Below are 22,957 nucleotides of genomic sequence, written 5' to 3' on the forward strand. Positions count from 1 at the left end.
AAGGAAACGAAGTTGAAAGGACCGCGCCCTGACAGTCCACCACCTCAACGAGATCCTCCTGATCGGCGCCGCTGTGTTGCTGGTGGCCGTCGTCGCCGTACGTCTGGCCTCGCGCAGCGGACTGCCCACCCTGTTGATCTACCTCGCCATCGGTGTGGTGATTGGACAGGACGGCCTGTTCGGCTTCACCTTCGACGACGCGCAACTCACCGAGGTGCTGGGATACGCGGCACTTGTGGTGATCCTGGCCGACGGTGGCCTCGGCACCAAGTGGCACGAGATCAAGCCAGTGGTGCCGGCCGCGGCCGTACTGTCCACTGTGGGGCTGCTGGCGAGTGTGTTCGTTACCGCCGCGGCCGCGCATTGGCTGGTGGGACTGGAGTGGCGTCCGTCGCTCATCATCGGCGCCGTGGTGTCGTCCACGGACGCAGCGGCGGTGTTCTCCGTACTGCGAAACGTTTCGCTTCCCAAACGGGTGACCGGCGTCCTGGAGGCGGAGTCGGGGTTCAACGACGCCCCAGTGATCATCCTCGTGGCCGCCTTCGCCACCACAGGCCCGGTCCACCAGTGGTACAGACTGATCGGCGAGATGGCCGTGGAACTGGCTATCGGCGCCGCGCTCGGCGTTGCGGTGGGTTGGATCGGCGCCTATGGCCTCAAGCGGGTGGCGCTACCGGCGTCAGGTCTCTATCCGATTGCCGTGCTGGCGATCGCGGTCGCCGCATATGCGGTCGGCGCCCTGGCGCACGGTTCCGGCTTCCTTGCCGTCTATCTCGCCTCGCTCGTCCTGGGCAACGCCAAACTCCCGCACCGGCCCGCCACGCGCGGCTTCGCCGAGGGGCTGGGCTGGATCGCGCAGATTGGCCTGTTCGTGCTCCTGGGCCTGCTGGTCACTCCGCACGAACTGGGCGACGACATCGTGCCCGCGATTGTCATCGGCCTGTTCCTCACCTTCGTGGCACGTCCGGCGTCGGTTGTGCTCAGCCTCACGCCCTTCCGCACGCCTTGGCGCGACCAGGCGCTCATGTCGTGGGCGGGACTGCGGGGAGCCGTGCCGATCGTGCTCGCGACGATTCCCATGGTGTCGGGGACAGCTGACAACAAGCGGATCTTCAATATCGTTTTCGTACTCGTGATCTTCTACACATTGGTGCAGGGTCCGACACTCCCCTGGCTGGCCCGCTCCCTACGGCTCGGCGAGGCCGGACTGGGCGACGCGGCCGACCTCGGCATCGAGTCGGCGCCTTTGGAGCGGCTGCAGGGTCACCTGTTGTCTGTGACAATTCCCGACGGCTCGCGTATGCACGGCGTCGAGATCAACGAGCTACGCATGCCTGCGGGCTCGGCCGTCACTCTTGTGGTCCGCGAGGGGTCCAGTTTTGTGCCGTCGCCGACAACCGTCCTGCGGCGAGGTGACGAACTGCTGGTCGTGGCCACCGACCCGGTACGGGACGCGGCCGAGGACAGGCTGCGGGCGGTGGGCCGCGGTGGAAAGCTCGCCGGTTGGCTGGGAGAGCAGTGACCCGCTTGCCGGACGAGGTGCAGACGCCCGGGCGCTCATCCGCGTGCACGGTTTCGTATGCTGGTCCAGTAATTGTCGAGTACAACCTCTGCCTGACGCAGGGCCGGCGCGGTTTCCCGCGCTGAGCGGACGGCCCTCGGCGCAAAGGCGTACGGCATGTCCGTGCCCGCCCGTCACGCGCTACCAGGCGGCAGAAAGTTCATTTCGTGGCAACCGAGGTGCCGACCGCTTCGTCGTCCACCGATCCCCGAGCCGTCACCCTTGCGCCGAAGGCCGGCTATCGGCAACTGCTGACCACGCCCGGTGTGTGGGCGTTCCTGCTGCCCGGCTTCCTCGCCCGGTTGCCGTTCGCGATGCTCACCATCAGCCTGGTGCTGCTGGTCGAGAACACCACTGGTTCTTACGGCACGGCGGGTACGGTCGCGGCCGTAACCGGCGTGTCGATGGCTTTGTGTGCGCCGCGGGCCGGACGCCTTGCCGACAGATTTGGGCAGCGCGCGGTGTTGGTCCCCGGAGTTGTGCTGCATGCGGTATCCGTCGCCGTACTGGTCACGCTGGGGGTGACCCACGCGCCAGCGTGGGCGCTGCTCGTCGCTGCCGTGCCCACGGGCGCAACCGTGTCGCAGATCGGGCCGATGGTGCGCTCCCGCTGGGTAGTGGCGCTGCAGGAAGAACGCCCGTCCCTGATGACCACGGCGGCGGCCTTCGAATCGGTGACCGACGAGTTCACCTTCGTGATCGGCCCGGTACTCGCCACTGCGCTGTGCGCGGGCCTACATCCGGCAGCAGGCATGATCACCGAGGGTGCGCTCACTCTGATGGGTGGCATCCTTTTCGCGGCCCGGCGCGGCGGCGCACCGGCCCCGTCCCTCCGCGCGCCTCGCACGGACGCCGTGCGTTCCAGTGCTCTTTCGGTTCCTGGGGTGCGCGCCCTGGTCGTGGCCTTCCTGGGCATCGGAGCCGTGTTCGGCGGGCTGCAGGTCTCGCTGACGGCCTTCACTCACGCGATCGGCCGGCCGGGCATCAACGGTGTGCTGTACGGCGCCTTTGCCGCCGGCAACATGGTCGCCGGCGCAGTGTACGGCGCTGTCGGATGGCGTCGACGGCCGCAAGGGCGACTCCTTGGCGCGTACGCGGCCCTGACGCTTGCCTGCGCGCCGTTGTGGGCCATGCGCACCGTTCCGTCACTCGCGGCGCTGGGTCTGGTCGTGGGCCTGTGCATCGCTCCCGCCCTGATCACCGGTTACACGCTCATCGACACCCTGGTGCCCGCCGCCATCCGAACGGAGGCATTCACCTGGCTGACGGGTGCAGTCGCGTTCGGTCAGGCTGCGGCGGTCACAACCGCAGGCGCGCTCATCGACCGGGCGGGATTCCACGCTGGTTTTGCGGTGCCGTTGGCCGGGACGGCGTTGGCTTTGACCTGGCTGTCCTTGCTGCGGAGGCACTTGGTGTCGCCCGCGGCGGGGACGGCGGGGACAGGTGTGGTCGGTCACCCTCCCGCCGTCACGGTGGACTGACGGCGGGAAATACTGCACTATGGAGCGTCGTTAGCACTCAATGAGTGAGAGTGCCAGGAGGAGCAAGTGCCGACGTACCAGTACCAGTGCACCGAGTGCGGCGAGGGCCTTGAGGCGGTGCAGAAGTTCAGCGACGACGCGCTGACCGAGTGCCCCAAGTGCGGCGGACGCCTGCGCAAGGTCTTCTCGGCCGTGGGCGTGGTCTTCAAGGGCTCCGGTTTCTACCGGACCGACAGCCGCGGTTCGTCCTCTGGCAGCGCCCCGGCCGCCAAGAGCAGCAGCGGTTCCGACACCAAGTCCGCCGACAGCGGGAGCAAGTCGTCGAGCACGTCGACGGCCGGCTCCTCCTCGTCGACGACGAGCAGCACCTCAGCGGCCTGAGCGCCGCTGGTCGCTTCTCCAGAAACAGAAGATCTTACGAACCCCCGCCGCTTTGGCTGCGGGGGTTCGTGCGTCGGCGCGCCCCCATTAGGGTCGAGGCCATGGTGACCAGCAGCGGAACACAGGCGCAGGCCGACATCGGCATCATCGGCGGTTCGGGCTTCTACTCCTTCCTCGATGATGTGATTGAAATCACGGTCGACACTCCCTATGGACAGCCGAGCGACTCGCTGTTCCTCGGCGAGGTGGCCGGCCGCAATGTCGCCTTCCTGCCGCGTCACGGCCGCAAGCATCACCTGCCGCCACACAAGATCAACTATCGGGCCAATCTGTGGGCTCTCGCCTCCGTCGGCGCCCGGCAGATATTGGGGCCGTGCGCGGTCGGAGGGCTGCGGGCGGAATACGGACCGGGCACCCTGCTGGTGCCGGACCAACTCGTGGACCGCACCAAGGCACGAACCCAGTCGTACTTCGACGGCGAGGCGCGCCCCGACGGCCAGGTGCCGAATGTGGTGCACGTCACCTTCGCTGACCCATACTGCCCCGTGGGGCGGCGCGCGGCCGTCGAGACGGCGCGGGCGGGGGGCTGGGAGGCGGTGGACGGGGGGACTTTGGTCGTCGTTGAGGGGCCGCGCTTCTCCACCCGCGCGGAGTCGCTGTGGCATGCCGCGCAGGGCTGGTCGGTGGTGGGGATGACAGGACACCCGGAAGCCGTCCTGGCACGGGAGCTCGGGCTCTGCTACACATCGCTGAACTTGGTCACCGATCTCGACGCCGGCGCGGACACCGGTGATGGCGTTTCGCACGAAGAGGTCCTGGAGGTCTTCGCAGCGAACGTGGGCCGGATGCGGAACGTCCTTTTCGATGTGGTCCGCGCGCTTCCGGACAACGGCGTCCGCGATTGTCTGTGTGTGAGCCCGCTGGGCGGGCAGGATCCAGGGATCGCACTACCGTAATCGCCGCACGTATCCAAGGAAGTGGAATACCAAACGCTCTTTCATTCGCACGGTGGATCTGGTTTTCCACAGCGTCCCGGTTATCCACAAGTCCCCCGGAGTGCGGCCGCGATATGCGGGATGGTGGGCAGGTCGGCTGAAACGGCCGGCCCTGTCCACGTCTGGCGGTGTTTCGCTTGTCCACGTCCACATCGGTTTCTTTCCCGTCTCCCCTCCCCTCGCCGTCCCGGGGAGCCTCAGCCCGGTCGGACGGCCCTCCATCCGCCCCGGCCCCCTCGGCTCCGCTGCCGTACACGCCGCCGCGCTGCGATGTCCCGTTGTTCCCGCCGATCAGTGTCGGGCGCCGCGGTGGCAGGCGTCCTTTACGGCGAGTGATGCGGCGCAGACGACGGACCCTTGCTGCCGGCCTTGCGGCCGCCGCAGCTGCGCTGGCGGCGTCAGCGGCAGCCCATGAGCCGCCGCCACCGCACGCCTTTCCCGTACCCCGTGGTGCAGCCACCGCCGCTTCCCGCCGGGTCCCTCCGAAACCCGTCAGGGACCCGATCCGGATCGCGGACGCCGCAGTCGCGGCCCTCCTGCGCCCGGGTGACCGGGTGGACGTGCTTGCGGGCGCCCGCATCGTAGCCAGGTGTGCCGATGTGCTCGCCGTTCCGGAACGAGCTCAGGCGTCGCCTGCGGGAGCCGTTCCCGACGGCGGGGGGCCGGGCGGTGGGCTGGTGATTGTGTCCGTGGTCCGTCCGACGGCCGCCGCGTTGTCCGGCGCTGCCGCGGTGTCACCATTGGCGGTGACGCTGTGCTGAATCACTCGTTCGTGGTAGGCGATTGGACACCTCCCTCGCAGACTGCCTTGGATGGCGGAATCCATCATCCCGCCATACGGGTGTCAGGGAAGAGGTATCCGGGTGACCGAGGCGAGCAGGCCAAGCGCGCTGACGGGCTTCAAGGCGTTCGTCATGCGAGGGAACGTGATCGATCTGGCGGTGGCCGTGGTCGTCGGCGCGGCGTTCACGAACATTGTGAACTCCGTCGTCAACGGGGTGATCAACCCGCTCGTAGGAGCCTTCGGTACGAAGGAACTCGCTGGGTATTCGTCCTGTCTCAAAGGCCCGTGCGCGATGAACGACAAGGGCGAGGTGGTCAGCGGTATCCGAATCCTGTGGGGGTCGGTGGTGAGCACGGCCTTGACTTTCCTGATCACGGCCGCGGTGGTGTATTTCCTGATGGTCCTACCGATGTCTCGGTTCCTGGCCCGTCAGGAGACCAGGCGGACGACAGCGAAGGCCGAGGAGGAGCCACAAGAACTGCCGGCGGTCGAGGAGATCGCCTTGCTACGGGACATCCGCGACGCTCTGGTGGCGCCACGGGGTGGCGACGGGCACTGACCGGCGCGATCGGCGACTCAAAACCGGTGCACGCCGGCATGGTGTCCCTCATCGTTCACCGGGGTGCCGAACGCGTTCAGATGTGGTGCGGCGGCCTTTCGTTGAGGAAGCGGGTGAAGTCGTCGTTCGCCGCGTCCAAGGGCCCTTCCCCCCAGCCTCGGTCCGTTTCGTCCGGCGAGGGGCGGTCCAGCGGATCGTCGAAGATCAACGCTGAAGAGGGGGACGGCCGAGAGGCTGGACCCGCGCTCCCGGAGTCGCATCGGCCACCGGTATCCGCGCGGGTCCCGACGGCTCCCGAGCCGCTGACGGCCCCGGCGGCATCCGGCTCTCCCCGATCGTCCGTACGGGACGAGGTCCCGCCCTCCGGGACCCGGCCAGGCTGGGGAACTGTGCTCATGCCTCAAGAATATGGGGTAGCCGGCAGACCGGTCCCGCCGTCCGCGCCCAAGCAGATGCCGGGGGTTACCCAAAGCGTCGGTATGAGGGAATCAGCCGGATATACCTGGCCTCATGCACACACCCGAGCCGAGCCCGCTCCCCGGCCATCTGCCCGCGACGGCGGGGGAAGCGGACATCGACCGAAGCGACCCCGCGTACCGCCGGTGGTTGAGCGAGGCTGTGGCGAAGGTCAATGCCGACGCCAACCGGTCCGCCGATACCCATTTGCTGTCGATTCCACTCCCCGCGGACTGGGGCGTGGACCTCTACCTCAAGGACGAGTCGACACATCCGACGGGATCCCTCAAGCACCGGCTTGCCCGTTCGCTGTTCCTGTACGCGCTGTGCAACGGATGGATCCGTCCAGGGCGCCCGGTGATCGAGGCCTCCAGCGGGTCGACGGCGGTCTCGGAGGCGTACTTCGCCCGACTGATCGGTGTCCCCTTTGTGGCCGTTATGGCCAGCGGGACGGTGCGGGCGAAGGTGGAACTGATCGAGTTCCAGGGCGGCAGGTGCCACCTGGTCGACGACCCGGGCGAGGTGTACGAGGCAGCGGCGCGGCTGGCCCGGGAGACCGGGGGGCACTACATGGACCAGTTCACCTACGCGGAACGGGCGACGGACTGGCGAGGCAACAACAACATCGCGGAGTCGATCTTCCGGCAGATGGCGGCGGAGCGGCACCCCGTCCCGGCGTGGATCGTGGCGACGGCGGGAACGGGCGGCACTTCGGCGACGCTGGCCCGCTACGTCCGGTACGCGCAGGCGACGACAGGGATCTGCGTGGCCGATCCGGAGAATTCGGCGTTCTTCCCGGGGTGGCGCGACAGCGACCCCGAGGTCACCACCCGCACGGGCTCGCGGATCGAGGGGATCGGTCGACAGCGAGTGGAGCCGAGTTTCGTACCGACCGTCGTCGACCGGATGATGCGGGTGCCGGACGCGGCGTCGATCGCGTCCGTCCGCGTCCTGGAACGCCTCCTGGGGCGCCGGGCGGGCGCCTCCACCGGAACCGGGCTGTGGGCGGCGTTCCGGATCATCTCGGAGATGCGCGACCGCGGTGAACACGGGAGTGTGGTCGGCCTGTTGTGCGATCCAGGCGAGCGCTACACGGAGAAGTACTACTCCGACGACTGGCTCGTCATGCAGGGACTCGACATCGAGCCGTACGTCAAGCGTCTGGAACGCTTCCTGAACACGGGGACGCTCGATGGCCCGAAGACCGTGCGGGGCTGGCTGTGACCTGCCTGACGCCGCCGCTGCTGCGGCGGCGTCAGGCGCGTTGGGCTGCGCCGGGTAGGTGCACTGGCCCAAGGTTGCCTGCATGAGCGATCCCTTGGGCGCGTCCCGCTCTGCTGTCCGGGCGAGCGGCGTGCTGCGCACGATGACGGCGCGAAGTCGTGGTGAGGCGCATCGGGTGTCCACACCTTTGGAGCTGTTCTTCGACCTGTGCTTCGTGGTCGCGGTGGCACAGGCAGGCGGGCGGCTGGTGCACGCTGTGGGCTCCGGGCACCCGGGGCACGGGGTAACGGGTTACCTGATGGTCTTCTTTTCCATCTGGTGGGCTTGGATGAACTTCTCGTGGTTTGCCTCGGCCTATGACACCGATGACGTGCCCTATCGGGTGACGACGCTGGTGCAGATCGTGGGATCGCTGATTCTGGCGGCGGGAGTGCCCCGGGCCTTCGACGACGGCGACTTCCGTGTGACACTCCTCGGCTACGTGGTGATGCGGCTTGCGCTTGTGACGCAGTGGCTGCGGGCCGCCCGGTCGGAGAGTGATGGGGCGCGCGTCACGGCGTTGGTCTACGCGGTTGGGGTCGTCATTTGCCAGGTGGGGTGGGCGGCGTTGTTGCTCCCGTACGGGGCGCCGCCGGCGTGGGCATTCGTCCTGCTGGCCGCTGCGGAGTTGTCTGTGCCGGCCGTGGCCGAACGGTCGGCGCCCACCACCTGGCATCCTCATCACATCGCCGAGCGGTACGGGCTTTTCACGCTCATCGTGCTGGGCGAGTCGGTTTCCGCGGCGACGGTGGCCGTGCAGTCGGCGCTCGACGAGCACAAGGCGCTCGGGGAACTGGTGCCGATCGCCGTCGGCGGGCTGCTGATCGTGTTCTCCGCCTGGTGGATCTACTTCGCCGTACCCATCCATGGTCACCTGGCTTCCAGCCGTGTGGCGTTCTTGTGGGGGTACGGGCACTACGCGGTGTTCTCATCGGCCGCAGCGATCGGCGCCGGGCTGGAGATCGCCGTGGAGCAGGCAGTCGGCGCGACCGGCATCTCGGGGCGGGTGGCCACGGCAGCGGTCGTGATCCCGGCGGCGATCTTCCTGTTCACGGTGTGGGGGCTGCACGCCCGGCACCACAAGCGCGGCGTGACGCAGCAGCTCGTCCTGCCTGTCGCGGCGATCGCGGTGCTGGCGTGCGTGTTCACGGGCTCCCATGCGGTGCTGTGGGCGGGCCTGGTGTGCGCTGCCGCCGTCGCCCTGGAAGTGACTTTGCAGGTGCGGGGCGCGGCTCAGACGCCGGTCGCGCCGAGCAGGGCTCCGACCGCGTAGGTCACCGCCATGGCGATGGCGCCGCCTGCCGCGTTGCGAATGACGGCGGGACGCACGGGCGCGCTGCCGAGGCGGGCGCTGCCCCAGCCGCAGCCAACGAGCGCGATGAGCACCGAGACGACCGTGATGCCCAGCCGCCAGTCTCGCGGCGGCAGGACGATCGCCAGCAGCGGCAGCAGGGCGCCGACGGTGAACGACAGGAAGCTGGCCCAGGCGGCATGCCATGGATTGGCGAGTTCATTCGGGTCGATCCCCAGTTCCACCCGGGCGTGGGCGCCCAGGGCGTCGCGGGCGGTGAGTTGCTCGGCGACCTCACGGGCGAGGTCGTGGCTGATGCCGCGATCCTGCAGGAGGCCGGTGAGTTCGTCGAGCTCGGCCTGCGGGGTGGTGGCGAGTTCTTCGCGTTCCAAGGCGAGAGCGGCCTGCTCGGAGTCACGCTGGGTGCTGACCGAGACGTACTCGCCCGCGGCCATGGACAGCGACCCTGCGAGCAGTCCGGCAAGGCCCGCGGTGAGGAGCGCGGAGCGGGAGTCCGTGGCACCGGCCACGCCGACGACCAGACCGGCGGTGGAGACCACACCGTCGTTGGCACCGAGGACGGCGGCTCGCAGCCAGTTCAAACGGGTGCCGAAGTCGTCACGGTGCGGCTCGTGCGGATGGGGTCCGGCACCGTCCCGGCCGTCCGCCGCACCATGGTCGCCGCCTTCGTCTGCGCCCGGGGGCGGGGGCTCGTCGTTCATGAACGGCAGCGTCTCACCTTGGCGGCCGCGCCGGGTAGGCGGACAGGCCGAACCCCGGCGCGGGGGGGGATGCACCGGGGTTCGGGTCAGCGGGCCCCACACGGGCCGGCGGCGCTCAGGCCGCTTCGTAGTCCAGGCCGGTCGCGCGCGCCATGCGCTTGAGGTCGGCGAGGGCGTGCTTTTCGATCTGGCGGATGCGCTCGCGCGTGAGGCCGTGCTCCTTGCCGACTTCGGTGAGGGTGCGCTCCCGGCCGTCCACGATCCCGTACCGGGCACGGATGATCGAGGCGGTCCGGTCGTCGAGGCGGTCGATGAGCCCATCGAGTTCCTCGCGGCGGAGCATGACCAGCACCGAGTCCTCGGGCGACGGGGCGGCGCCGTCCTCGACCAGGTCGCCGAATTCGGTCTCGCCCTCGGCGTCCACGGACATGTTCAGCGACACCGGGTCGCGGGCCCAGTCCAGGACGTCGGTGACGCGCTCGGCGGTGGATCCGAGTTCCGCGGCGATCTCCGCGGGTTCGGCGTCACGGCCGTTCTCCCGGCTGAACTCGCGCTGCACCCGCCGGATACGGCCCAGTTCCTCCACGAGGTGCACCGGCAGCCGGATGGTACGCGACTGGTCGGCGATGGACCGGGTGATGGCCTGCCGGATCCACCATGTCGCATAGGTGGAGAACTTGAAGCCCTTGGCGTAGTCGAACTTCTCGACGGCGCGGACCAGCCCCGCGTTCCCCTCCTGGATCAGGTCGAGCAGTGGCAGGCCGCTGCGCGGGTAGCGGCGCGCGACGGCGACGACAAGCCGCAGGTTGGACCGGATGAAGATGTCCTTGGCGCGCTCGCCGGCGGCCACGAGGGCCTCCAGTTCCTGGCGAGTGGCGTCGCCGCCAGCTCCCTCGGGCAGGTCGATGTCCGCCGCCAGTACGCGCTCGGCGTAGACGCCGGCCTCGATGTCCCGGGACAGCTCGACCTCCCGGGCGGCGTCGAGCAGCGGTGTCCGCGCGATCTCGTCCAGGTACATGCCGACGAGGTCGCGGTCGGCGACTTCCCCGCCTGCGGCGCGAACGCTGTTGCTCCCGCCTTCTTGACGACGGGCGACGGCACGGGTTGCCATGCGTGCTCCCTTACGAAGGTGCGGTGGTCTTCGGTCGGATCGGGCGGGGGTGGTGGCCGCTTCCATTGACGGCTGCTGCCTGTTGTGCTCCCTGCCTTGCGGCTGCCCCATCCGATCTGGATAACGACTGGAATCCGGACACAATTCCCATGTCGTCACCTGTTTTTTATGATCATGCAGTACCCTGTGCCGCCACAAGCGAGGTCACACCATGTCGGACCGTATGAATGTCCAGGTCAGCCCGGGAAAAGAGGCCGATCTGGATGCGCTCACCGAGATCTACAACCACTACATCCGTGCGACGCCGATCACGTTCGACGTAACGCCGATCACCCCCGTCGAGCGCCGCCCATGGCTGCTCTCCCATCCGGAAGACGGCCCTCACCGCCTCTTGGTTGCCCGGGCGCCCGGTCCGTCGGGGGGAATTCTCGGTTACGCGACCAGCAGCCCGTTCCGCGCCAAGGCCGCGTACAGCACTTCGGTGGAGACGAGCATCTACCTCGCGCCCGGTGCCGGCGGCCGGGGCGTGGGGACGTCGCTGTATGAGGCGCTGTTCACCACTCTGGAGAGTGAGGACGTTCACCGTGCGTACGCGGGGGTCACTCTTCCGAACGAGCCGTCCATACGCATTCACCGGCGCTTCGGTTTCCGGCAGGTGGGGGTGTACGAGCAGGTGGGACGCAAGTTCGGCGTCTACCACGACGTGGCGTGGTTCGAGAAGCGGCTGAGGTGACGGATGGCGTCGGCACCGTATGCTTGAAATTTCAAGGAGGTCCCGACGATGACCACGGCACCTGAGCGCATGCCCGCGCTCTACCTCTCGCATGGAGCCCCGCCACTCGCGGACGACCCCGTATGGCCGGGAGAACTCGCCGCCTGGGCGGCGGGTCTACCGCGCCCGAAAGCGATCCTGGTCGTCTCCGCGCACTGGGAGGAGGCGCCGCTGGCGATCGGCACCACCACGACGGTGCCGCTGATGTACGACTTCTGGGGCTTCCCCGAGCACTACTACGAGGTGCGGTACCCCGCTCCCGGCGCCCCGGCGCTCGCCGAGGACGTACGCAAGCTGCTGCGCGGCGCCGGGCGGCCGGTGCAGGACGTGCCGGACCGCGGGCTGGATCATGGGGCCTACGTACCGTTGGTGGAGATGTTCCCGTCCGCCGACATCCCGGTGCTCCAGGTGTCGATGCCCACCCTGGAGCCCGAGCGGCTGCTGGAGGTCGGGCGGCGGTTGGCGCCGCTGCGGGACGAGGGCGTACTGATCATCGGCAGCGGCTTCTTCACCCACAACCTGGCGGCGCTGCGGCATGCCGGCCACGGCGCTCCGAGCTGGTCGATGGAGTTCGACGACTGGGGGCGCCAGGCGCTGGACTCGCAGGACCTCGACGCGCTCATGGGCTTCGAGCACACCGCGCCCGCCGGGCGGCTGGCCCACCCGCGGACCGAGCACTTCGCCCCGCTGTTCGTTACGCTCGGCGCCGCGGAGTCCGATCTCGGCAGTCAGCGCAGCATCATCGACGGATTCTGGATGGGTCTCGCCAAGCGTTCCATCCAGCTCGGCTGAACAGGAAGTCCCCCCTCATGCAGAAACGACGCCTCGCGATCGCCGCGGCTGTTCTTGTCGGCGCGGTGAGCCTGGCCGGCTGCGGCTCGCACAAGAAGGACGCGGGGAGTTCCGGTTCCCCCTCACCCACCGACAACAAGCCGACGGTCGCCGCCGTCTCGTGGCCGGCACCGTCCGACGCCACAGCGCAGGCGAAGGCCGCCGGGCTGCCGATGCTGGGGCAGGAGGGTCAAGTGCTGCACATCCACAGTCACCTGGACGTGTTCGTGGACGGCAAGCCAGTGACGGTGCCGGCGGAGATCGGCATCGATCTGGCCAAGCAGCAGATCAGCCCGCTTCACACCCACGACACCTCCGGCGTGGTGCACATCGAGTCGCCGGTGAAGCGGGACTTCACCCTCGGCGAGTTCATGACCGAGTGGAACGTACCGATCAGCAAGGACGCACTCGGCCAGCTGAAGACGGGCGGCGGCAAGGAGCTGCACGTGTACGTCAACGGCAAGGAGAAGACCGGCGACCCGGCGGCGCTGAAGCTGGACGCGCACGACGAGATCGCGATCGTCTACGGCACGGCGAGCGAGAAGGTTCAGGTGCCGACGTCGTACAACTGGCCGAAGGGATTGTGACCCGCGTCCTGGAGTGACGTGCGGGGTGGCCGAGACGACGCCTGTACGACGAAGGGCAGGCCATCACCCCTCCGGGTGACCGGAGGCGTGATGGCCTGCCGTTGTGCGCTGATCGTACGTAGAACCTGGCCGGTATACGTACGATCATCGTTTCGTCAGTGCGCGATGACCGGCACCGCGAGGTCGGCGTCAGCGCCCTCCACGTGCTCGGAGGAGTTCTGCACCTCCGCGTTGACCAGGACGAAGGCCAGGATCGCGGAAAGCAGAAGGATGCCCATGCCCCACCAGATGGCGACGACGTAACCGTGCACCGCGGCCTTGTGGACGAACAACTGGTTCTTCAGGTCGGCCGAGTTCTTGAGGTGCGAGCCGATCCACGAGGTGGTGGCGCTGGCGGCCAGGGTGTTCAGCAGGGCGGTGCCGATGGAGCCGCCGACCTGCTGCGAGGTGTTGACCATCGCCGAGGCGACGCCCGCGTCCTCCGGCCGTACTCCGTGGGTGGCCATGCTCATGGCCGGCATGAACGCGGTGCCCATGCCGAGGCCCATCAGGATCAGGCCGGGCAGCAGGACGGCGGCGTAGCTGGAGTCGACCCTGATCTGGGCGAGGATCGCCATGCCGATCGCGGCGACCAGGAAACCGGGGGCCATCAGGTAGCGGGGGCGGACCCGCAGCATGAGCCGGGTACCGATCTGGGTGGAGCCCACGATCATGCCACCGACCATCGGCAGGAACGCGAAGCCGGACTTCAGCGCCGAGTAGCCCATGACGATCTGCAGGTAGAAGGTCAGGAACAGGAAGAGGCCGAACATCGCGATGACGGCCAGACCCAGCGACAGGTAGACACCGCCGCGGTTGCGCTCGGTCACGACGCGCAACGGCAGCAGGGGGGCCTGGACCCGGCTCTCCACGACCGCGAACGCCACCAGGAGCACCGCGGAGGCGACGAACAGCCCCAGGGTCATGCCGGCCTTCCAGCCGTCGGACTGCGCGCGGCTGAAGCCGTACACGAGCGAGACCAGGCCGGCGCTGGCCAGAACCACGCCGGGGATGTCGAGACGGTCGCGGTTGCGGCCCTGCTCGGGCTCGCGGATGTAGGCCAGGGCCCCGATCGCGGCAATGACAGCGAAGGCGATGTTGACGAACAGCGCCCAGCGCCAGTTCAGGTACTGGGTGAGCACGCCGCCGAGGATGAGGCCGACGGCCGCGCCGGCACCGGCGATCGCGCCATAGATGCCGAACGCCTTGGCGCGCTCCTTGGCGTCGGTGAACATCACGGCGAGCAGCGACAGGGCTGCGGGCGCGAGAAGGGCGCCGAACATGCCCTGCAGGGCGCGGGCCCCGAACAGCATGCCCTGGTTGGCGGCGGCGCCGCCGAGGGCCGAGGCCGCGGCGAAGCCGAACAGGCCGATGATGAAGGCGTTCCTGCGTCCCCACAGGTCGGATATGCGGCCGCCGAACAGCAGCAGTCCGCCGAAGGCCAGCGTGTAGGCGGTGACGACCCACTGCTTGTTGCCGTCGGAGATGTGCAGGGCACGCTGGGCCGACGGAAGGGCGATGTTCACGACCGTGGCGTCGAGCACCACCATCAGCTGAGCGATCGCGATGAATATAAGCGCCGTCCAGCGCTTTGGATCGGGCTGGAGCGTTTCAGGCATGAGTGGTCTCACTAATGGGTGCGGAGTGACAGGACGTGGGGACGTGTGTCAGCGCGCCGGGTCCGGCCGTGGATCGGGGTCAGGGATCCGGTGCCGGCGTCCGGGAGACGAGCGGTCTTCTGCGACGTCGGTTGTTTCGGGATCGGGCTCGGGTCTCTGGGGTTCCGCCCGGGCGTCGCGTCCGTCGCTCCGGCTGATCCCGGTGCGAGCTGGGCGGACTGGACGAATTTGCCTACGCTACAACCCGACTCATCGAATGTGCGATCTATTTATTGCGGGTCTCTCAGGTCCTCCAGGGTCGCGGCGGTTCCCACGAGCACTGACCTGGCGGGTGCGCGCAGCCCGTCGAGGAACAGTTGCAGGTGGCGGTGGGCGTAGCGGTCGAAGCCCGCGCAGCCGGTGCCGGGCAGAGGCCGGCTGAGCTGGGTCAGCGCGACCATCACGTCACCGGCGGCGATGTCGGGACGCAACTGGCCGGAGCTTTGACCCCGGCCGATGATCGCACCGACGGCCTGGTTGAGCCGCTCGGTCTGTTCGGCGACCGCGGGGTCCTGGCGGTCGAAGACGTCGGAAAGCAACGGGCAGAGGGCGCTGACGCGCTCCTGTGCGGCCTCGAACACGAAGCGGGACAGCGCCGAGAAGGCGTCGGGTTCCTCGGCGAGCGCGTCCTGCGCCAGCCTTGTTGCGTGCGCCATCACCGCGAGGGTCACCTGGCGGATCAGGTCACCGCGGTCGGCGAAGTGGCGGTAGAGCGTCGCGTTGCCGACTCCGGCCCGGCGGGCCACTTCGTCCAGCGGCACCTCGGGGCCGCACTCGACGATGGCTTCACGGGCCGCAGTCACGATGCGCTCGCGATTACGGGCGGCGTCCGCTCGCGGACGGTGCGCACGCACCCTTGCGGCGGGGGCTGCATCGACGGTCACGGCGGCCTCCCTCCCCTGCCCCTCGTGCGGCAACGAGAACTCGGGCCGACCGCGTCGGCTGACCCGAGCGGGAAGCGGAGAGCTACTCCCCGCTTCCTTACTTCAGACTAAACGGGGAGTGGTTCCCCGGTATTTCGGGATCGGGTAGTGATGTATGTCACACTGACTTCTGCATGGTCGCTTGAAGTTTCAAGTAGTGCTCGTACGATGAACGCATGGAATGGCTGACGGAGCAGGAGCAGGCCACCTGGCGGGCGTTTCTTGCCGCCACCACGCTGCTGGAGGACCATCTCGACCGTCAGCTGCAGCGCGACGCGGGGATGCCGCACATGTACTACGCACTGCTGAGCACGCTGTCGGAGACGCCTGGGCGCCGGATGCGGATGACGGACCTCGCCGAGCGGACGAAGATCACCCGTTCGCGTCTGTCGCACGCTGTCGCGCGGCTGGAAGGCAACGGCTGGCTGCGGCGGGAGAGCTGCCCGACCGATCGGCGCAGCCAAGTGTGCGTGCTCACCGACGCGGGTTACGAGGAATTGGTACGGACCGCGCCCGGCCATGTCGCCGCCGTACGGGCCGCGATCTTCGACCGACTCACGCCGGAGCAGACCGCGCTGCTCGGTGAGATCTCGCGGATCATCGCCGACGGTCTCCACCAGCCGCAGGGAGCGGATCTGCCGTGGCTGCGGTGAGGCGCGTCGGTCACTCGTACAGGTGAGTGGAGGGCGGCGGTACGGCGGAGTGACGCCGTGTTCCGCTCCGTGGGGATCGTTAAGGCGGCGCCAGGCGGCGTTGTTGCAGCGGAACTGAACGATCGGCCCTCAGCCGCGACCCGAGCGGGCCAGCCAGCGCCCTTGGTGCCGGCTGACCTCGATGGGGCGGCCGAAGCAGGCGGTCATGTGCTCGCCGGTGAGGACGTCGGCCGCCGGTCCGGAGGTGAGGACGCGACCCTCCTTGAGGACGAGGACGTGGCCGATCGCGGGCGAGAGTTCCTCCAGATGATGGGTGACGGTGATCGTGGACAGCCCCGTACGGGTGACCGCCAGGCGATGCATGGCGTCGATCAGGTCCTCCCGGGAGGGGAGGTCGAGCGCGTTGAACGGCTCGTCCAGAAGGAGCAGCGAGGGATCGGCCATCAGCGCTCGCGCCACCAGGACGCGGGCGCGCTGGCCGCCGGAGCAGACGCCGTACGGGCGCTCGGCCAGTTCCTTGATCTCCAGCTCCGCGAGCAGCGCGTGGGCCCGGTCACGGACCTCGGAGTCGTACTTGCGCCACAGCGGTTGCACGGTGCCGGTGTGGCCGGTGAGCACGACCGTGTGGGCGGTGGCGTCCTGGGGAACCTTCTGGGCGGACGACACCAGGCCGATACGGGCTCGCAGCTCCCGCATGTCGACCCGGCCAAGATGGTGGCCGAGGACCTCGACCGTCCCGGTGGTGGGGTGCATGAGCGCGCCGATGAGCCTGAGGACGGTCGTCTTTCCGGCGCCGTTCGCGCCCAGCAGCGCCCAGTGCTCGCCGGGCCGTACGGTCCAAGAGACGTCGTCGAGGATGACCTGATCGGTGGTGAGGCGCCGCACGCTCACTCGATCGAGTGAGGCGACGGCATCAGGTGTCCCGCGCACCTCACCCGTGGGAGAACCGGAAGCGTTGGTGAGACCCGTTCCGTTGGCTGTCATGCGGCGAACGATAGCTGTGCCCGCCATGTTTTCGCCGCCGGATTCCGCGTTGTGGTTACCCGCTCACATCGCGGCTCGTGCGGGCGCCTCCTCGGCCGATGCTTCGGAGGTGCGTGGGGCGCCGGGCCGGAAGAGCAGGAAGGTGATCAGGAAGCCGAAGGCGAAGAAGGCGGCGGACCACCAGTACGCGACGTCGTAACTGTGCAGCTGGGCCTGCTGGAAGAGTGCCGGGGAAGGACGCCTGCCCGCCAGGTAGCTGCTGGCCGCACTTGTCGCGAGGGTGTTGAGCAGGGAAGTGCCGACCGAGCCTCCGACCTGCTGGCTGGTGTTCACCATGGCGGAGGCGACACCGGCGTCGTGGGCTTTCACACCGGCGGTGGCGAGGTTCATGGACGTGGCGAAGATCAGGCCCAGGCCAAGGCCCAACAGGAGCAGGGGCGGCATGACGTGCGCGGCATAGGAGCTGGAGCCGTTCAGGCCGGTCAGCCACGCCATGGCGCCGCCGGCCAGCAGCATGCCGGTGGGCACCACCGGTTTGGCGCCGAACCGCGGCACCAGCACGTTGGTCGTCATCACAGAGGTCACGACGAGCACACCGACCAGCGGCAGGAAGGCGACGCCGGCCTTGACGGGCGAGTACAGCAGGATGCGCTGCATGTAGTACGTCAGGAACAGGAACACGCCGAACATGCCCGCCCCGGACAGGAACATCGCCAAGAACGAGGCCCCTCTGTCGCGGTCGCTCACGACACGCATCGGAAGCAAAGGATGCCGGGCACGCTGCTGCCACCATCCGAAGACGGCGAGCAGGACGGCCGCGGCGAGCAGGAACCCCCACGTGCCGCCGGCGCTCCAACCGTGGCGCTGGGCGTTGGAAAAGCCGTAGACGACGCAGAACAGGCCGGAGGAGACGAGGAGCGTGCCGGGGATGTCGAGGTCGGGCCGATCGGGCGCGGCGCCCGGGCGAAGCAGGCGCAGGCCGCCCAGGAAGGCGACCGCCGCGAACAGAAGGTTGACGTACAGGCACCAGCGCCAGTCGAGGTACTCGGTGAGGATGCCGCCCAGCAGGAGGCCGACGGCCGCTCCCGCGCCCGCGATGGCGCCATAGATGCCGAAGGCCTTGGCCCGCTCCCTGGCGTCGGTGAAGGTGGTCGTCAGCAGCGACAAGGCGGCGGGCGCGAGGATCGCGCCGAAGGCGCCTTGGAGGGCGCGAGCGGTGACCAGGACCTCGAAGCTGGGCGCGGCACCGCCCACCGCCGATGCCACGGCGAAGCCGACGAGGCCGACGAGGAAGGTGGCCTTGCGCCCGACCAGGTCCGCCAGACGGCCGCCGAACAGCAGGAGCGAGCCGAACGCCAAGGCGTACGCCGTCACGATCCACTGGCGGTTGCCATCGGAGAAACCGAGGTCCCGCTGGGCGGACGGAAGCGCGATGTTCACGATGGTGGCGTCCAGAACGACCATGAGCTGTGCGAGGCCGACGACGCACAGGACGAGCCAGCGGTGGTCGGACCCGCTGTCCGGGCCGGTTCCGCCACGGCGGCCGACTGATTCGGCGCCGGCGGGCGTTCCGTGGTTGCTGCGGACCATGACGTCGGTCTCCCTTGGCGCGAATGCGCGCCCCCCTCTTCACCGCACCCACGCTAGGCGCAACCCCACAGGTACGCCATGCGAGGGAAAAGCGGTGCGGGCGGCTCCCGGAACTGCCCCGTGAACAGGGGAAAGGACCGGCGCCGGACTTGTGGTCCGGGGCCGGCCCCTTCGGGCGCGCGGCTCGCATCGGTTCGGCGGCGGCGCGGGTACGGGACGGGCGGGGTGAGCGGGATGAGCGGGGCGGGGCACCGACCGGTGGCGGCGGGCGCGCCGGGAGGCCGCCGGTGCCCGGTCCCCGCACCGAGCGCCGGCGGCAGCCCTCCGTACCTGAGCCGCGACCTGATCCGGTCGGGTCACCGGACGAACCGACCGCGACCGTCATCGGACGACCGTCCCTGGTGGCGATGACGGTCACGGGGTTACCGGGAATGCGGCACCAGCACATCGATCAGTAACCGCATGCTCGGTATGGATAACACACTGTCACTCGTTCGGCGCGAGTCGATGGTATGCCTCTACGAACGGGTGTATTCCGGCGTGCGCGGTTGACCTACATGATCCGAAAGAGTGGGTTCGCGAGCCGCGCCTTGACGCTCGCGACGAGTGTCAAGGCGCGGCTCGGAAAGTCACCCCTCCGCCCCCAGGGCCGCCAGCTGCTGTGCGAACGGGACCACCTCTTCCCGGTCACCGGACCCGCCGGTCACCCGTACGGGTGACCGCGCCCCCATCAAGGCTGCGAGTTCGGCCGCCGCCCGGTCGATGCGGCCGGCCAGCGGGTCGTCGCCGCCCGTCCCCCAGTCCTCGGAGGCCGCGTACACGGCGGTCGGCACCACGACCGAGCGCAGGTAGGCGAAGAGCGGGCGCATCGCGTGTTCCAGGACCAGCGAATGCCGCGCCGTACCGCCGGTCGCCGCGATCAGCACCGGGGTGCCGCCCAGCGCGTCCTTGTCGACGACGTCGAAGAAGGACTTGAACAGCCCGCTGTAGGAGCCGGTGAAAACGGGGGTGACCGCGATCAGACCGTCGGCGGACGTCACCGCGTCGATCGCGTCGCGCAGCGCGGGACCGGGGAACCCGGTCACCATGTTCCGCGCGACATCGTTGGCCAGCTCCCGCAACTCGATCACCTCGGTGACGAGCTCGCCCTGGCGAACGTCACCCACGCGGGCGTCGCTCTCACGGGCGTCACTCCCCTGGACGTCACCCACGCGGGAGTCACTCCCCCGAGTGAGGTGACGCCGCGTGGCGTCCGCCAGGCGGTCGGCGAGCAGCCGTGTGGAGGACGGCCGGCCGAGGCCCGCGGTCACCACCACCAGCTTCCGGACGGCCGTCGCGGCAGCAGGTGTCGTGGCTGCCGTAACCGTGCCGGCCGCGGTGGTCAGCGACGTGGAAGTCGTGGTCATGCGTCCACCTCCCGCAGGTCGGCCCCGCGCCGGGCCACCAGTGCCTGGTGGGTGGGCCCGTCGGGGACGTGGGCCGGACGGCCCTTGGCGAACTCCTCACGCAGTACGGGCACGACCTCCTCGCCCAGGAGGTCGAGCTGCTCCAGCACCGTCTTCAGGGGCAGCCCCGCGTGGTCCATCAGGAACAGTTGCCGCTGGTAGTCGCCGAAGGACTCGCGGAAAGTCAGCGTCTTGTCGATGACCTCCTGGGGCGAGCCGACGGTGAGCGGTGTCTGCTCGGTGAAGTCCTCCAGCGACGGGCCGTGCCCGTAGACGGGGGCGTTGTCGAAGTACGGCCGGAATTCGCGCACCGCGTCCTGCGACTTGCGACGCATGAACACCTGCCCGCCCAGACCGACGATCGCCTGGTCACGGGTGCCGTGGCCGTAGTGCTCGTACCGGTCGCGGTAGAGGTCGATGAGCCGCTGGAAGTGCTCCTTCGGCCAGAAGATGTTGTTGGCGAAGAAGCCGTCGCCGTAGTAGGCGGCCTGTTCGGCGATCTCCGGGCTGCGGATGGAGCCGTGCCAGACGAACGGGGGCACGCCGTCCAGCGGACGGGGCGTGGACGTGAAGGACTGCAGGGGCGTACGGAACTTTCCGGACCAGTCGACGACGTCCTCGCGCCACAGCTTGTGCAGCAAGGCGTAGTTCTCGATGGCCAGCGGGATGCCCTGGCGGATGTCCTTTCCGAACCACGGGTAGACCGGGCCGGTGTTGCCGCGTCCCATCATCACGTCGACGCGGCCCTGCGCGAGATGCTGCAGCATCGCGAAGTCCTCGGCGATCTTCACCGGGTCGTTGGTCGTGATGAGGGTGGTCGACGTGGACAGGATCAGGCGATCGGTCCGCGCGGCGATGTAGCCGAGCATGGTCGTGGGCGAGGACGGCACGAACGGCGGGTTGTGGTGCTCGCCGGTCGCGAAGACGTCCAGACCCACCTCCTCCGCCTTCTCGGCGATCCTGACCATCGCCTTGATCCGCTCGTGTTCGCTCGGCGTCCGGCCCGTGGTCGGATCCATGGTCACGTCTCCGACCGTGAAGATCCCGAACTGCATCGCTTCCACCACCTTGGTTGAGTGTTCAACCACACCTAACATACGGCATCACGGGCCTATTCCGGGGCCGCCCCGGCGCGCCCCGCCCCCGCGCCCGCCCGCCCCTCCGCCCCGTCCCCGCCCGTGCCCCCGGCCCCCGTTCCGCTGAACCCCGCCCCGGTACCCCCCGTCCCACCCGCTACACTGTCCGCGGCGGAACGACCCCGCAGGGCACACGGCCCCCGGGAGCGCACGTATTCCCACCACATCCCCGCCCCAGTAGCTCAGGGGATAGAGCACGGCTCTCCTAAAGCCGGTGTCGCAGGTTCGAATCCTGCCTGGGGCACACGACAGCACGGCCTCGGACCCTTCGTCCGAGGCCGTTCGCGTGGACAGCCGTTCGCCCATGGAGACGGACAGGAATGTGCGCCCGTACGGGGGCGTCCGTCGGCGCGGCCTATGCGGCTAGTAGCCGCTCGGGGTGACCAGCCGGTTCGCCGCCTGGGCGCGGGCCACCTGGAGGGCGGAGAGCAGGACTTCCTTGCTCGACCGGCGTTCGCGCACGTCGCACAGGACGACCGGCGTGGTCGGTTCGAGATCCAGTGCCGTCTGCACCTGCTCGCTCGTGCAGTCGCAGTTCCCGTTGAAGCAGTTGACCGCCACCGCGAACGGGATGTTCCGCGACTCGAAGAAGTCGATGGAGGCGAAGGACGTCTCCAGGCGCCGCGTGTCGGCCAGGACGACGGCCGCGAGGGCGCCGGTGGCCAGGTCGTCCCACATAAACCAGAAACGGTCCTGGCCGGGCGTGCCGAACAGGTAGAGGACCAGTTCCGGCGTGATGGTGATACGGCCGAAATCCATGGCGACAGTGGTGGACGTCTTGCCCTCGATGCCCGAGAGATCGTCGATTCCCAGGCTCTTGACGGACATGCTCTCCTCCGTCTGCAGCGGAGGGATTTCGCTGACCGAATTCACCAGGGTTGTCTTGCCCACGCCGAAGCCTCCCGCGATGACGATCTTCAGCGCGACCGGCATGATCGGCTCAGAGCCGGCTACGGAGGCCATCCATGACCCTTTCGATGAGTTCCAGGCTGGGTTGGGTCTCTGGCCCGGGAGGCGCTTGGACCAAGATGAGGGAGTCGTTTAACAGGTCGCCGCAAAGGACCTTCACCACACTGACGGGCAGGTCCAGTTGCGCGGCGATCTCGGCCACCGCCACGGCGCGGTTGCGGCACAGTTCGAGGATCTGGTGCGCCTCCGGCTCGAGTTGGTCATTCTCGAGCCTGTCCTCGGACCGCGCCGCAATCAGCGTGATCAGGGCGAAGGTGTGGCGACTGTGACGGGTGCGCCCGCGCGTGATGGCGTACGGCCGTAGGTGACGCCCGGTCTCCATCGGGTTCAGGCATCCTGGGCGCGGCCGCTTGGCTGCACCTGGGTGCGGGGCGCCGCGCTGAGATACTGGCCGACCTGCTTGACGATCGTGGCCATCTCGAACGCCATCATTCCCACATCGACCCCTTCCGAGGCGATGGCGGCCAGTCGCGCGCCCCGGCCGGCGGCGGTGACGAAGAGGTATGCCTTCTCCATCTGGATGACCGTTTGCTGGACTTCGCCGCCCTGGAAATGCCGGGCCGCCCCGCGGGCGAGGCTGTGCATGCCCGAACCGACCGCGGACAGGTGCTCGGCGTCGTCCCGGCGCAGGTCCTTGGACTTTCCGATGAGGAGGCCGTCCCCGGACAGGACGATGGCGCAGCGGATCTCGGGAATGCGGCCTACCAGGTCATCGAGAAGCCAGTCCAGTTGCGGACCGGAATGTACCTGCTCAGTCATTGCGTAA

The 22,957-nt window shown here is 68.8% G+C and carries 22 protein-coding genes and 1 tRNA gene; 12 read left to right on the plus strand and 11 right to left on the minus strand.

Annotated features, from left to right (window positions below; translation table 11 throughout):
• Positions 1-28 precede the first annotated feature (28 nt).
• The 7 genes from K7G61_RS04855 to K7G61_RS04885 all read left to right on the plus strand — a co-directional run bounded on the left by K7G61_RS04855 (position 29) and on the right by K7G61_RS04885 (position 8,753).
• Positions 29-1,522, plus strand: coding sequence for a potassium/proton antiporter (locus tag K7G61_RS04855; RefSeq protein WP_225845570.1), 1,494 nt, complete (start codon positions 29-31; stop codon positions 1,520-1,522).
• 206 nt (positions 1,523-1,728) lie between these two features.
• Positions 1,729-3,042 carry an MFS transporter gene (locus K7G61_RS04860; protein WP_374204055.1) on the plus strand — a complete coding sequence of 438 codons (1,314 nt, stop codon included), beginning with the start codon at positions 1,729-1,731 and terminating at the stop codon, positions 3,040-3,042.
• Positions 3,043-3,108: 66 nt separating this feature from the next.
• Positions 3,109-3,423 (plus strand): FmdB family zinc ribbon protein, encoded by a 315-nt coding sequence (locus K7G61_RS04865; protein ID WP_225845332.1) that lies wholly within the window; start codon positions 3,109-3,111, stop codon positions 3,421-3,423.
• Between the two features lie 101 nt (positions 3,424-3,524).
• A complete protein-coding gene (locus tag K7G61_RS04870) occupies positions 3,525-4,379 on the plus strand; it encodes an S-methyl-5'-thioadenosine phosphorylase (protein WP_225845333.1) in 855 nt (284 codons plus the stop codon).
• A gap of 902 nt (positions 4,380-5,281) precedes the next feature.
• Positions 5,282-5,761 carry an MscL family protein gene (locus tag K7G61_RS04875; protein WP_225845334.1) on the plus strand — a complete coding sequence of 160 codons (480 nt, stop codon included), beginning with the start codon at positions 5,282-5,284 and terminating at the stop codon, positions 5,759-5,761.
• A 510-nt stretch (positions 5,762-6,271) separates the two neighbouring features.
• Entirely contained in the window at positions 6,272-7,441 is a 1,170-nt protein-coding gene (locus tag K7G61_RS04880) for a PLP-dependent cysteine synthase family protein (RefSeq protein ID WP_225845335.1), read from the plus strand.
• Between the two features lie 82 nt (positions 7,442-7,523).
• Positions 7,524-8,753 (plus strand): low temperature requirement protein A, encoded by a 1,230-nt coding sequence (locus tag K7G61_RS04885; RefSeq protein WP_225845336.1) that lies wholly within the window; start codon positions 7,524-7,526, stop codon positions 8,751-8,753.
• On the opposite strand, the gene K7G61_RS04890 is transcribed toward K7G61_RS04885, so the two are convergent.
• The gene (locus K7G61_RS04890) at positions 8,714-9,493 is read right to left on the minus strand and encodes a VIT family protein (RefSeq protein ID WP_225845337.1); all 780 of its coding nucleotides are present in this window, start codon (positions 9,491-9,493) and stop codon (positions 8,714-8,716) included. The two genes, K7G61_RS04885 and K7G61_RS04890, sit on opposite strands and share 40 nt — an antisense overlap.
• 115 nt (positions 9,494-9,608) lie before the next feature.
• A complete protein-coding gene (locus K7G61_RS04895; protein WP_225845338.1) occupies positions 9,609-10,604 on the minus strand; it encodes an RNA polymerase sigma factor RpoD/SigA in 996 nt (331 codons plus the stop codon).
• A gap of 223 nt (positions 10,605-10,827) precedes the next feature.
• Between K7G61_RS04895 and K7G61_RS04900 the strand changes: the two genes are divergently transcribed.
• Genes K7G61_RS04900 through K7G61_RS04910 form a run of 3 tightly spaced genes read left to right on the plus strand, consistent with a single transcriptional unit; the run spans position 10,828 to position 12,794 of the window.
• Positions 10,828-11,337, plus strand: a complete 510-nt coding sequence (locus K7G61_RS04900; RefSeq protein ID WP_225845339.1) for a GNAT family N-acetyltransferase — start codon at positions 10,828-10,830, stop codon at positions 11,335-11,337.
• Positions 11,338-11,385: 48 nt separating this feature from the next.
• The gene (locus K7G61_RS04905) at positions 11,386-12,168 is read left to right on the plus strand and encodes a dioxygenase (protein ID WP_225845340.1); all 783 of its coding nucleotides are present in this window, start codon (positions 11,386-11,388) and stop codon (positions 12,166-12,168) included.
• A gap of 17 nt (positions 12,169-12,185) precedes the next feature.
• The gene (locus tag K7G61_RS04910) at positions 12,186-12,794 is read left to right on the plus strand and encodes a hypothetical protein (RefSeq protein WP_225845341.1); all 609 of its coding nucleotides are present in this window, start codon (positions 12,186-12,188) and stop codon (positions 12,792-12,794) included.
• A 155-nt stretch (positions 12,795-12,949) separates the two neighbouring features.
• Here the strand turns inward: K7G61_RS04910 and K7G61_RS04915 are convergent, their stop codons facing one another.
• Both K7G61_RS04915 and K7G61_RS04920 read right to left on the minus strand, forming a co-directional pair.
• The gene (locus K7G61_RS04915) at positions 12,950-14,452 is read right to left on the minus strand and encodes an MFS transporter (protein WP_225845342.1); all 1,503 of its coding nucleotides are present in this window, start codon (positions 14,450-14,452) and stop codon (positions 12,950-12,952) included.
• Between the two features lie 269 nt (positions 14,453-14,721).
• A complete protein-coding gene (locus K7G61_RS04920) occupies positions 14,722-15,375 on the minus strand; it encodes a TetR/AcrR family transcriptional regulator (RefSeq protein WP_225845343.1) in 654 nt (217 codons plus the stop codon).
• 215 nt (positions 15,376-15,590) lie between these two features.
• On the opposite strand from K7G61_RS04920, the gene K7G61_RS04925 reads away from it, so the two are divergent.
• A complete protein-coding gene (locus tag K7G61_RS04925; protein ID WP_225845344.1) occupies positions 15,591-16,067 on the plus strand; it encodes a MarR family winged helix-turn-helix transcriptional regulator in 477 nt (158 codons plus the stop codon).
• Between the two features lie 129 nt (positions 16,068-16,196).
• Here the strand turns inward: K7G61_RS04925 and K7G61_RS04930 are convergent, their stop codons facing one another.
• The 4 genes from K7G61_RS04930 to K7G61_RS04945 all read right to left on the minus strand — a co-directional run bounded on the left by K7G61_RS04930 (position 16,197) and on the right by K7G61_RS04945 (position 21,141).
• Positions 16,197-17,051 carry an ABC transporter ATP-binding protein gene (locus K7G61_RS04930; protein ID WP_225845345.1) on the minus strand — a complete coding sequence of 285 codons (855 nt, stop codon included), beginning with the start codon at positions 17,049-17,051 and terminating at the stop codon, positions 16,197-16,199.
• Between the two features lie 63 nt (positions 17,052-17,114).
• Positions 17,115-18,641 (minus strand): MFS transporter, encoded by a 1,527-nt coding sequence (locus K7G61_RS04935; protein ID WP_225845346.1) that lies wholly within the window; start codon positions 18,639-18,641, stop codon positions 17,115-17,117.
• Positions 18,642-19,270: 629 nt separating this feature from the next.
• The gene (locus K7G61_RS04940; RefSeq protein ID WP_225845347.1) at positions 19,271-20,047 is read right to left on the minus strand and encodes an FMN reductase; all 777 of its coding nucleotides are present in this window, start codon (positions 20,045-20,047) and stop codon (positions 19,271-19,273) included.
• A complete protein-coding gene (locus tag K7G61_RS04945; protein WP_225845348.1) occupies positions 20,044-21,141 on the minus strand; it encodes an LLM class flavin-dependent oxidoreductase in 1,098 nt (365 codons plus the stop codon). The genes K7G61_RS04940 and K7G61_RS04945 overlap by 4 nt, the downstream gene beginning before the upstream one ends.
• Positions 21,142-21,393: 252 nt before the next feature.
• Here K7G61_RS04945 and K7G61_RS04950 point away from each other — a divergent pair.
• Positions 21,394-21,466 (plus strand) — tRNA-Arg (locus K7G61_RS04950).
• Positions 21,467-21,585: 119 nt separating this feature from the next.
• On the opposite strand, the gene K7G61_RS04955 is transcribed toward K7G61_RS04950, so the two are convergent.
• From K7G61_RS04955 to K7G61_RS04965, 3 genes are read right to left on the minus strand one after another with little or no spacing between them, the layout of a single operon-like run.
• The gene (locus K7G61_RS04955) at positions 21,586-22,185 is read right to left on the minus strand and encodes an ATP/GTP-binding protein (RefSeq protein WP_225845349.1); all 600 of its coding nucleotides are present in this window, start codon (positions 22,183-22,185) and stop codon (positions 21,586-21,588) included.
• Positions 22,163-22,513, minus strand: a complete 351-nt coding sequence (locus K7G61_RS04960; protein ID WP_225845350.1) for a DUF742 domain-containing protein — start codon at positions 22,511-22,513, stop codon at positions 22,163-22,165. The genes K7G61_RS04955 and K7G61_RS04960 overlap by 23 nt, the downstream gene beginning before the upstream one ends.
• 5 nt (positions 22,514-22,518) lie before the next feature.
• Positions 22,519-22,950: a roadblock/LC7 domain-containing protein gene (locus K7G61_RS04965; RefSeq protein WP_225845351.1), complete on the minus strand. Its 432-nt coding sequence runs from the start codon at positions 22,948-22,950 to the stop codon at positions 22,519-22,521.
• Between the last annotated feature and the right edge of the window lie 7 nt (positions 22,951-22,957).

It is taken from the genome of Streptomyces sp. HPF1205 (assembly GCF_020400825.1).
In the GTDB taxonomy this organism is placed as follows: Bacteria; Actinomycetota; Actinomycetes; order Streptomycetales; family Streptomycetaceae; genus Actinacidiphila.

Bases quoted from the DNA above. Each gene is read 5' to 3' on its own strand.
- K7G61_RS04930 (WP_225845345.1), bottom strand. From the start codon at position 17,051: ATGACAGCCAACGGAACGGGTCTCACCAACGCTTCCGGTTCTCCCACG.
- K7G61_RS04895 (WP_225845338.1), bottom strand. From the start codon at position 10,604: ATGGCAACCCGTGCCGTCGCCCGTCGTCAAGAAGGCGGGAGCAACAGC.
- K7G61_RS04880 (WP_225845335.1), top strand. From the start codon at position 6,272: ATGCACACACCCGAGCCGAGCCCGCTCCCCGGCCATCTGCCCGCGACG.
- K7G61_RS04900 (WP_225845339.1), top strand. From the start codon at position 10,828: ATGAATGTCCAGGTCAGCCCGGGAAAAGAGGCCGATCTGGATGCGCTC.
- K7G61_RS04965 (WP_225845351.1), bottom strand. From the start codon at position 22,950: ATGACTGAGCAGGTACATTCCGGTCCGCAACTGGACTGGCTTCTCGAT.
- K7G61_RS04870 (WP_225845333.1), top strand. From the start codon at position 3,525: ATGGTGACCAGCAGCGGAACACAGGCGCAGGCCGACATCGGCATCATC.
- K7G61_RS04945 (WP_225845348.1), bottom strand. From the start codon at position 21,141: ATGCAGTTCGGGATCTTCACGGTCGGAGACGTGACCATGGATCCGACC.
- K7G61_RS04890 (WP_225845337.1), bottom strand. From the start codon at position 9,493: ATGAACGACGAGCCCCCGCCCCCGGGCGCAGACGAAGGCGGCGACCAT.
- K7G61_RS04905 (WP_225845340.1), top strand. From the start codon at position 11,386: ATGACCACGGCACCTGAGCGCATGCCCGCGCTCTACCTCTCGCATGGA.
- K7G61_RS04925 (WP_225845344.1), top strand. From the start codon at position 15,591: ATGGAATGGCTGACGGAGCAGGAGCAGGCCACCTGGCGGGCGTTTCTT.
- K7G61_RS04935 (WP_225845346.1), bottom strand. From the start codon at position 18,641: ATGGTCCGCAGCAACCACGGAACGCCCGCCGGCGCCGAATCAGTCGGC.
- K7G61_RS04915 (WP_225845342.1), bottom strand. From the start codon at position 14,452: ATGCCTGAAACGCTCCAGCCCGATCCAAAGCGCTGGACGGCGCTTATA.
- K7G61_RS04960 (WP_225845350.1), bottom strand. From the start codon at position 22,513: ATGGAGACCGGGCGTCACCTACGGCCGTACGCCATCACGCGCGGGCGC.
- K7G61_RS04955 (WP_225845349.1), bottom strand. From the start codon at position 22,185: ATGGCCTCCGTAGCCGGCTCTGAGCCGATCATGCCGGTCGCGCTGAAG.
- K7G61_RS04940 (WP_225845347.1), bottom strand. From the start codon at position 20,047: ATGACCACGACTTCCACGTCGCTGACCACCGCGGCCGGCACGGTTACG.
- K7G61_RS04885 (WP_225845336.1), top strand. From the start codon at position 7,524: ATGAGCGATCCCTTGGGCGCGTCCCGCTCTGCTGTCCGGGCGAGCGGC.
- K7G61_RS04910 (WP_225845341.1), top strand. From the start codon at position 12,186: ATGCAGAAACGACGCCTCGCGATCGCCGCGGCTGTTCTTGTCGGCGCG.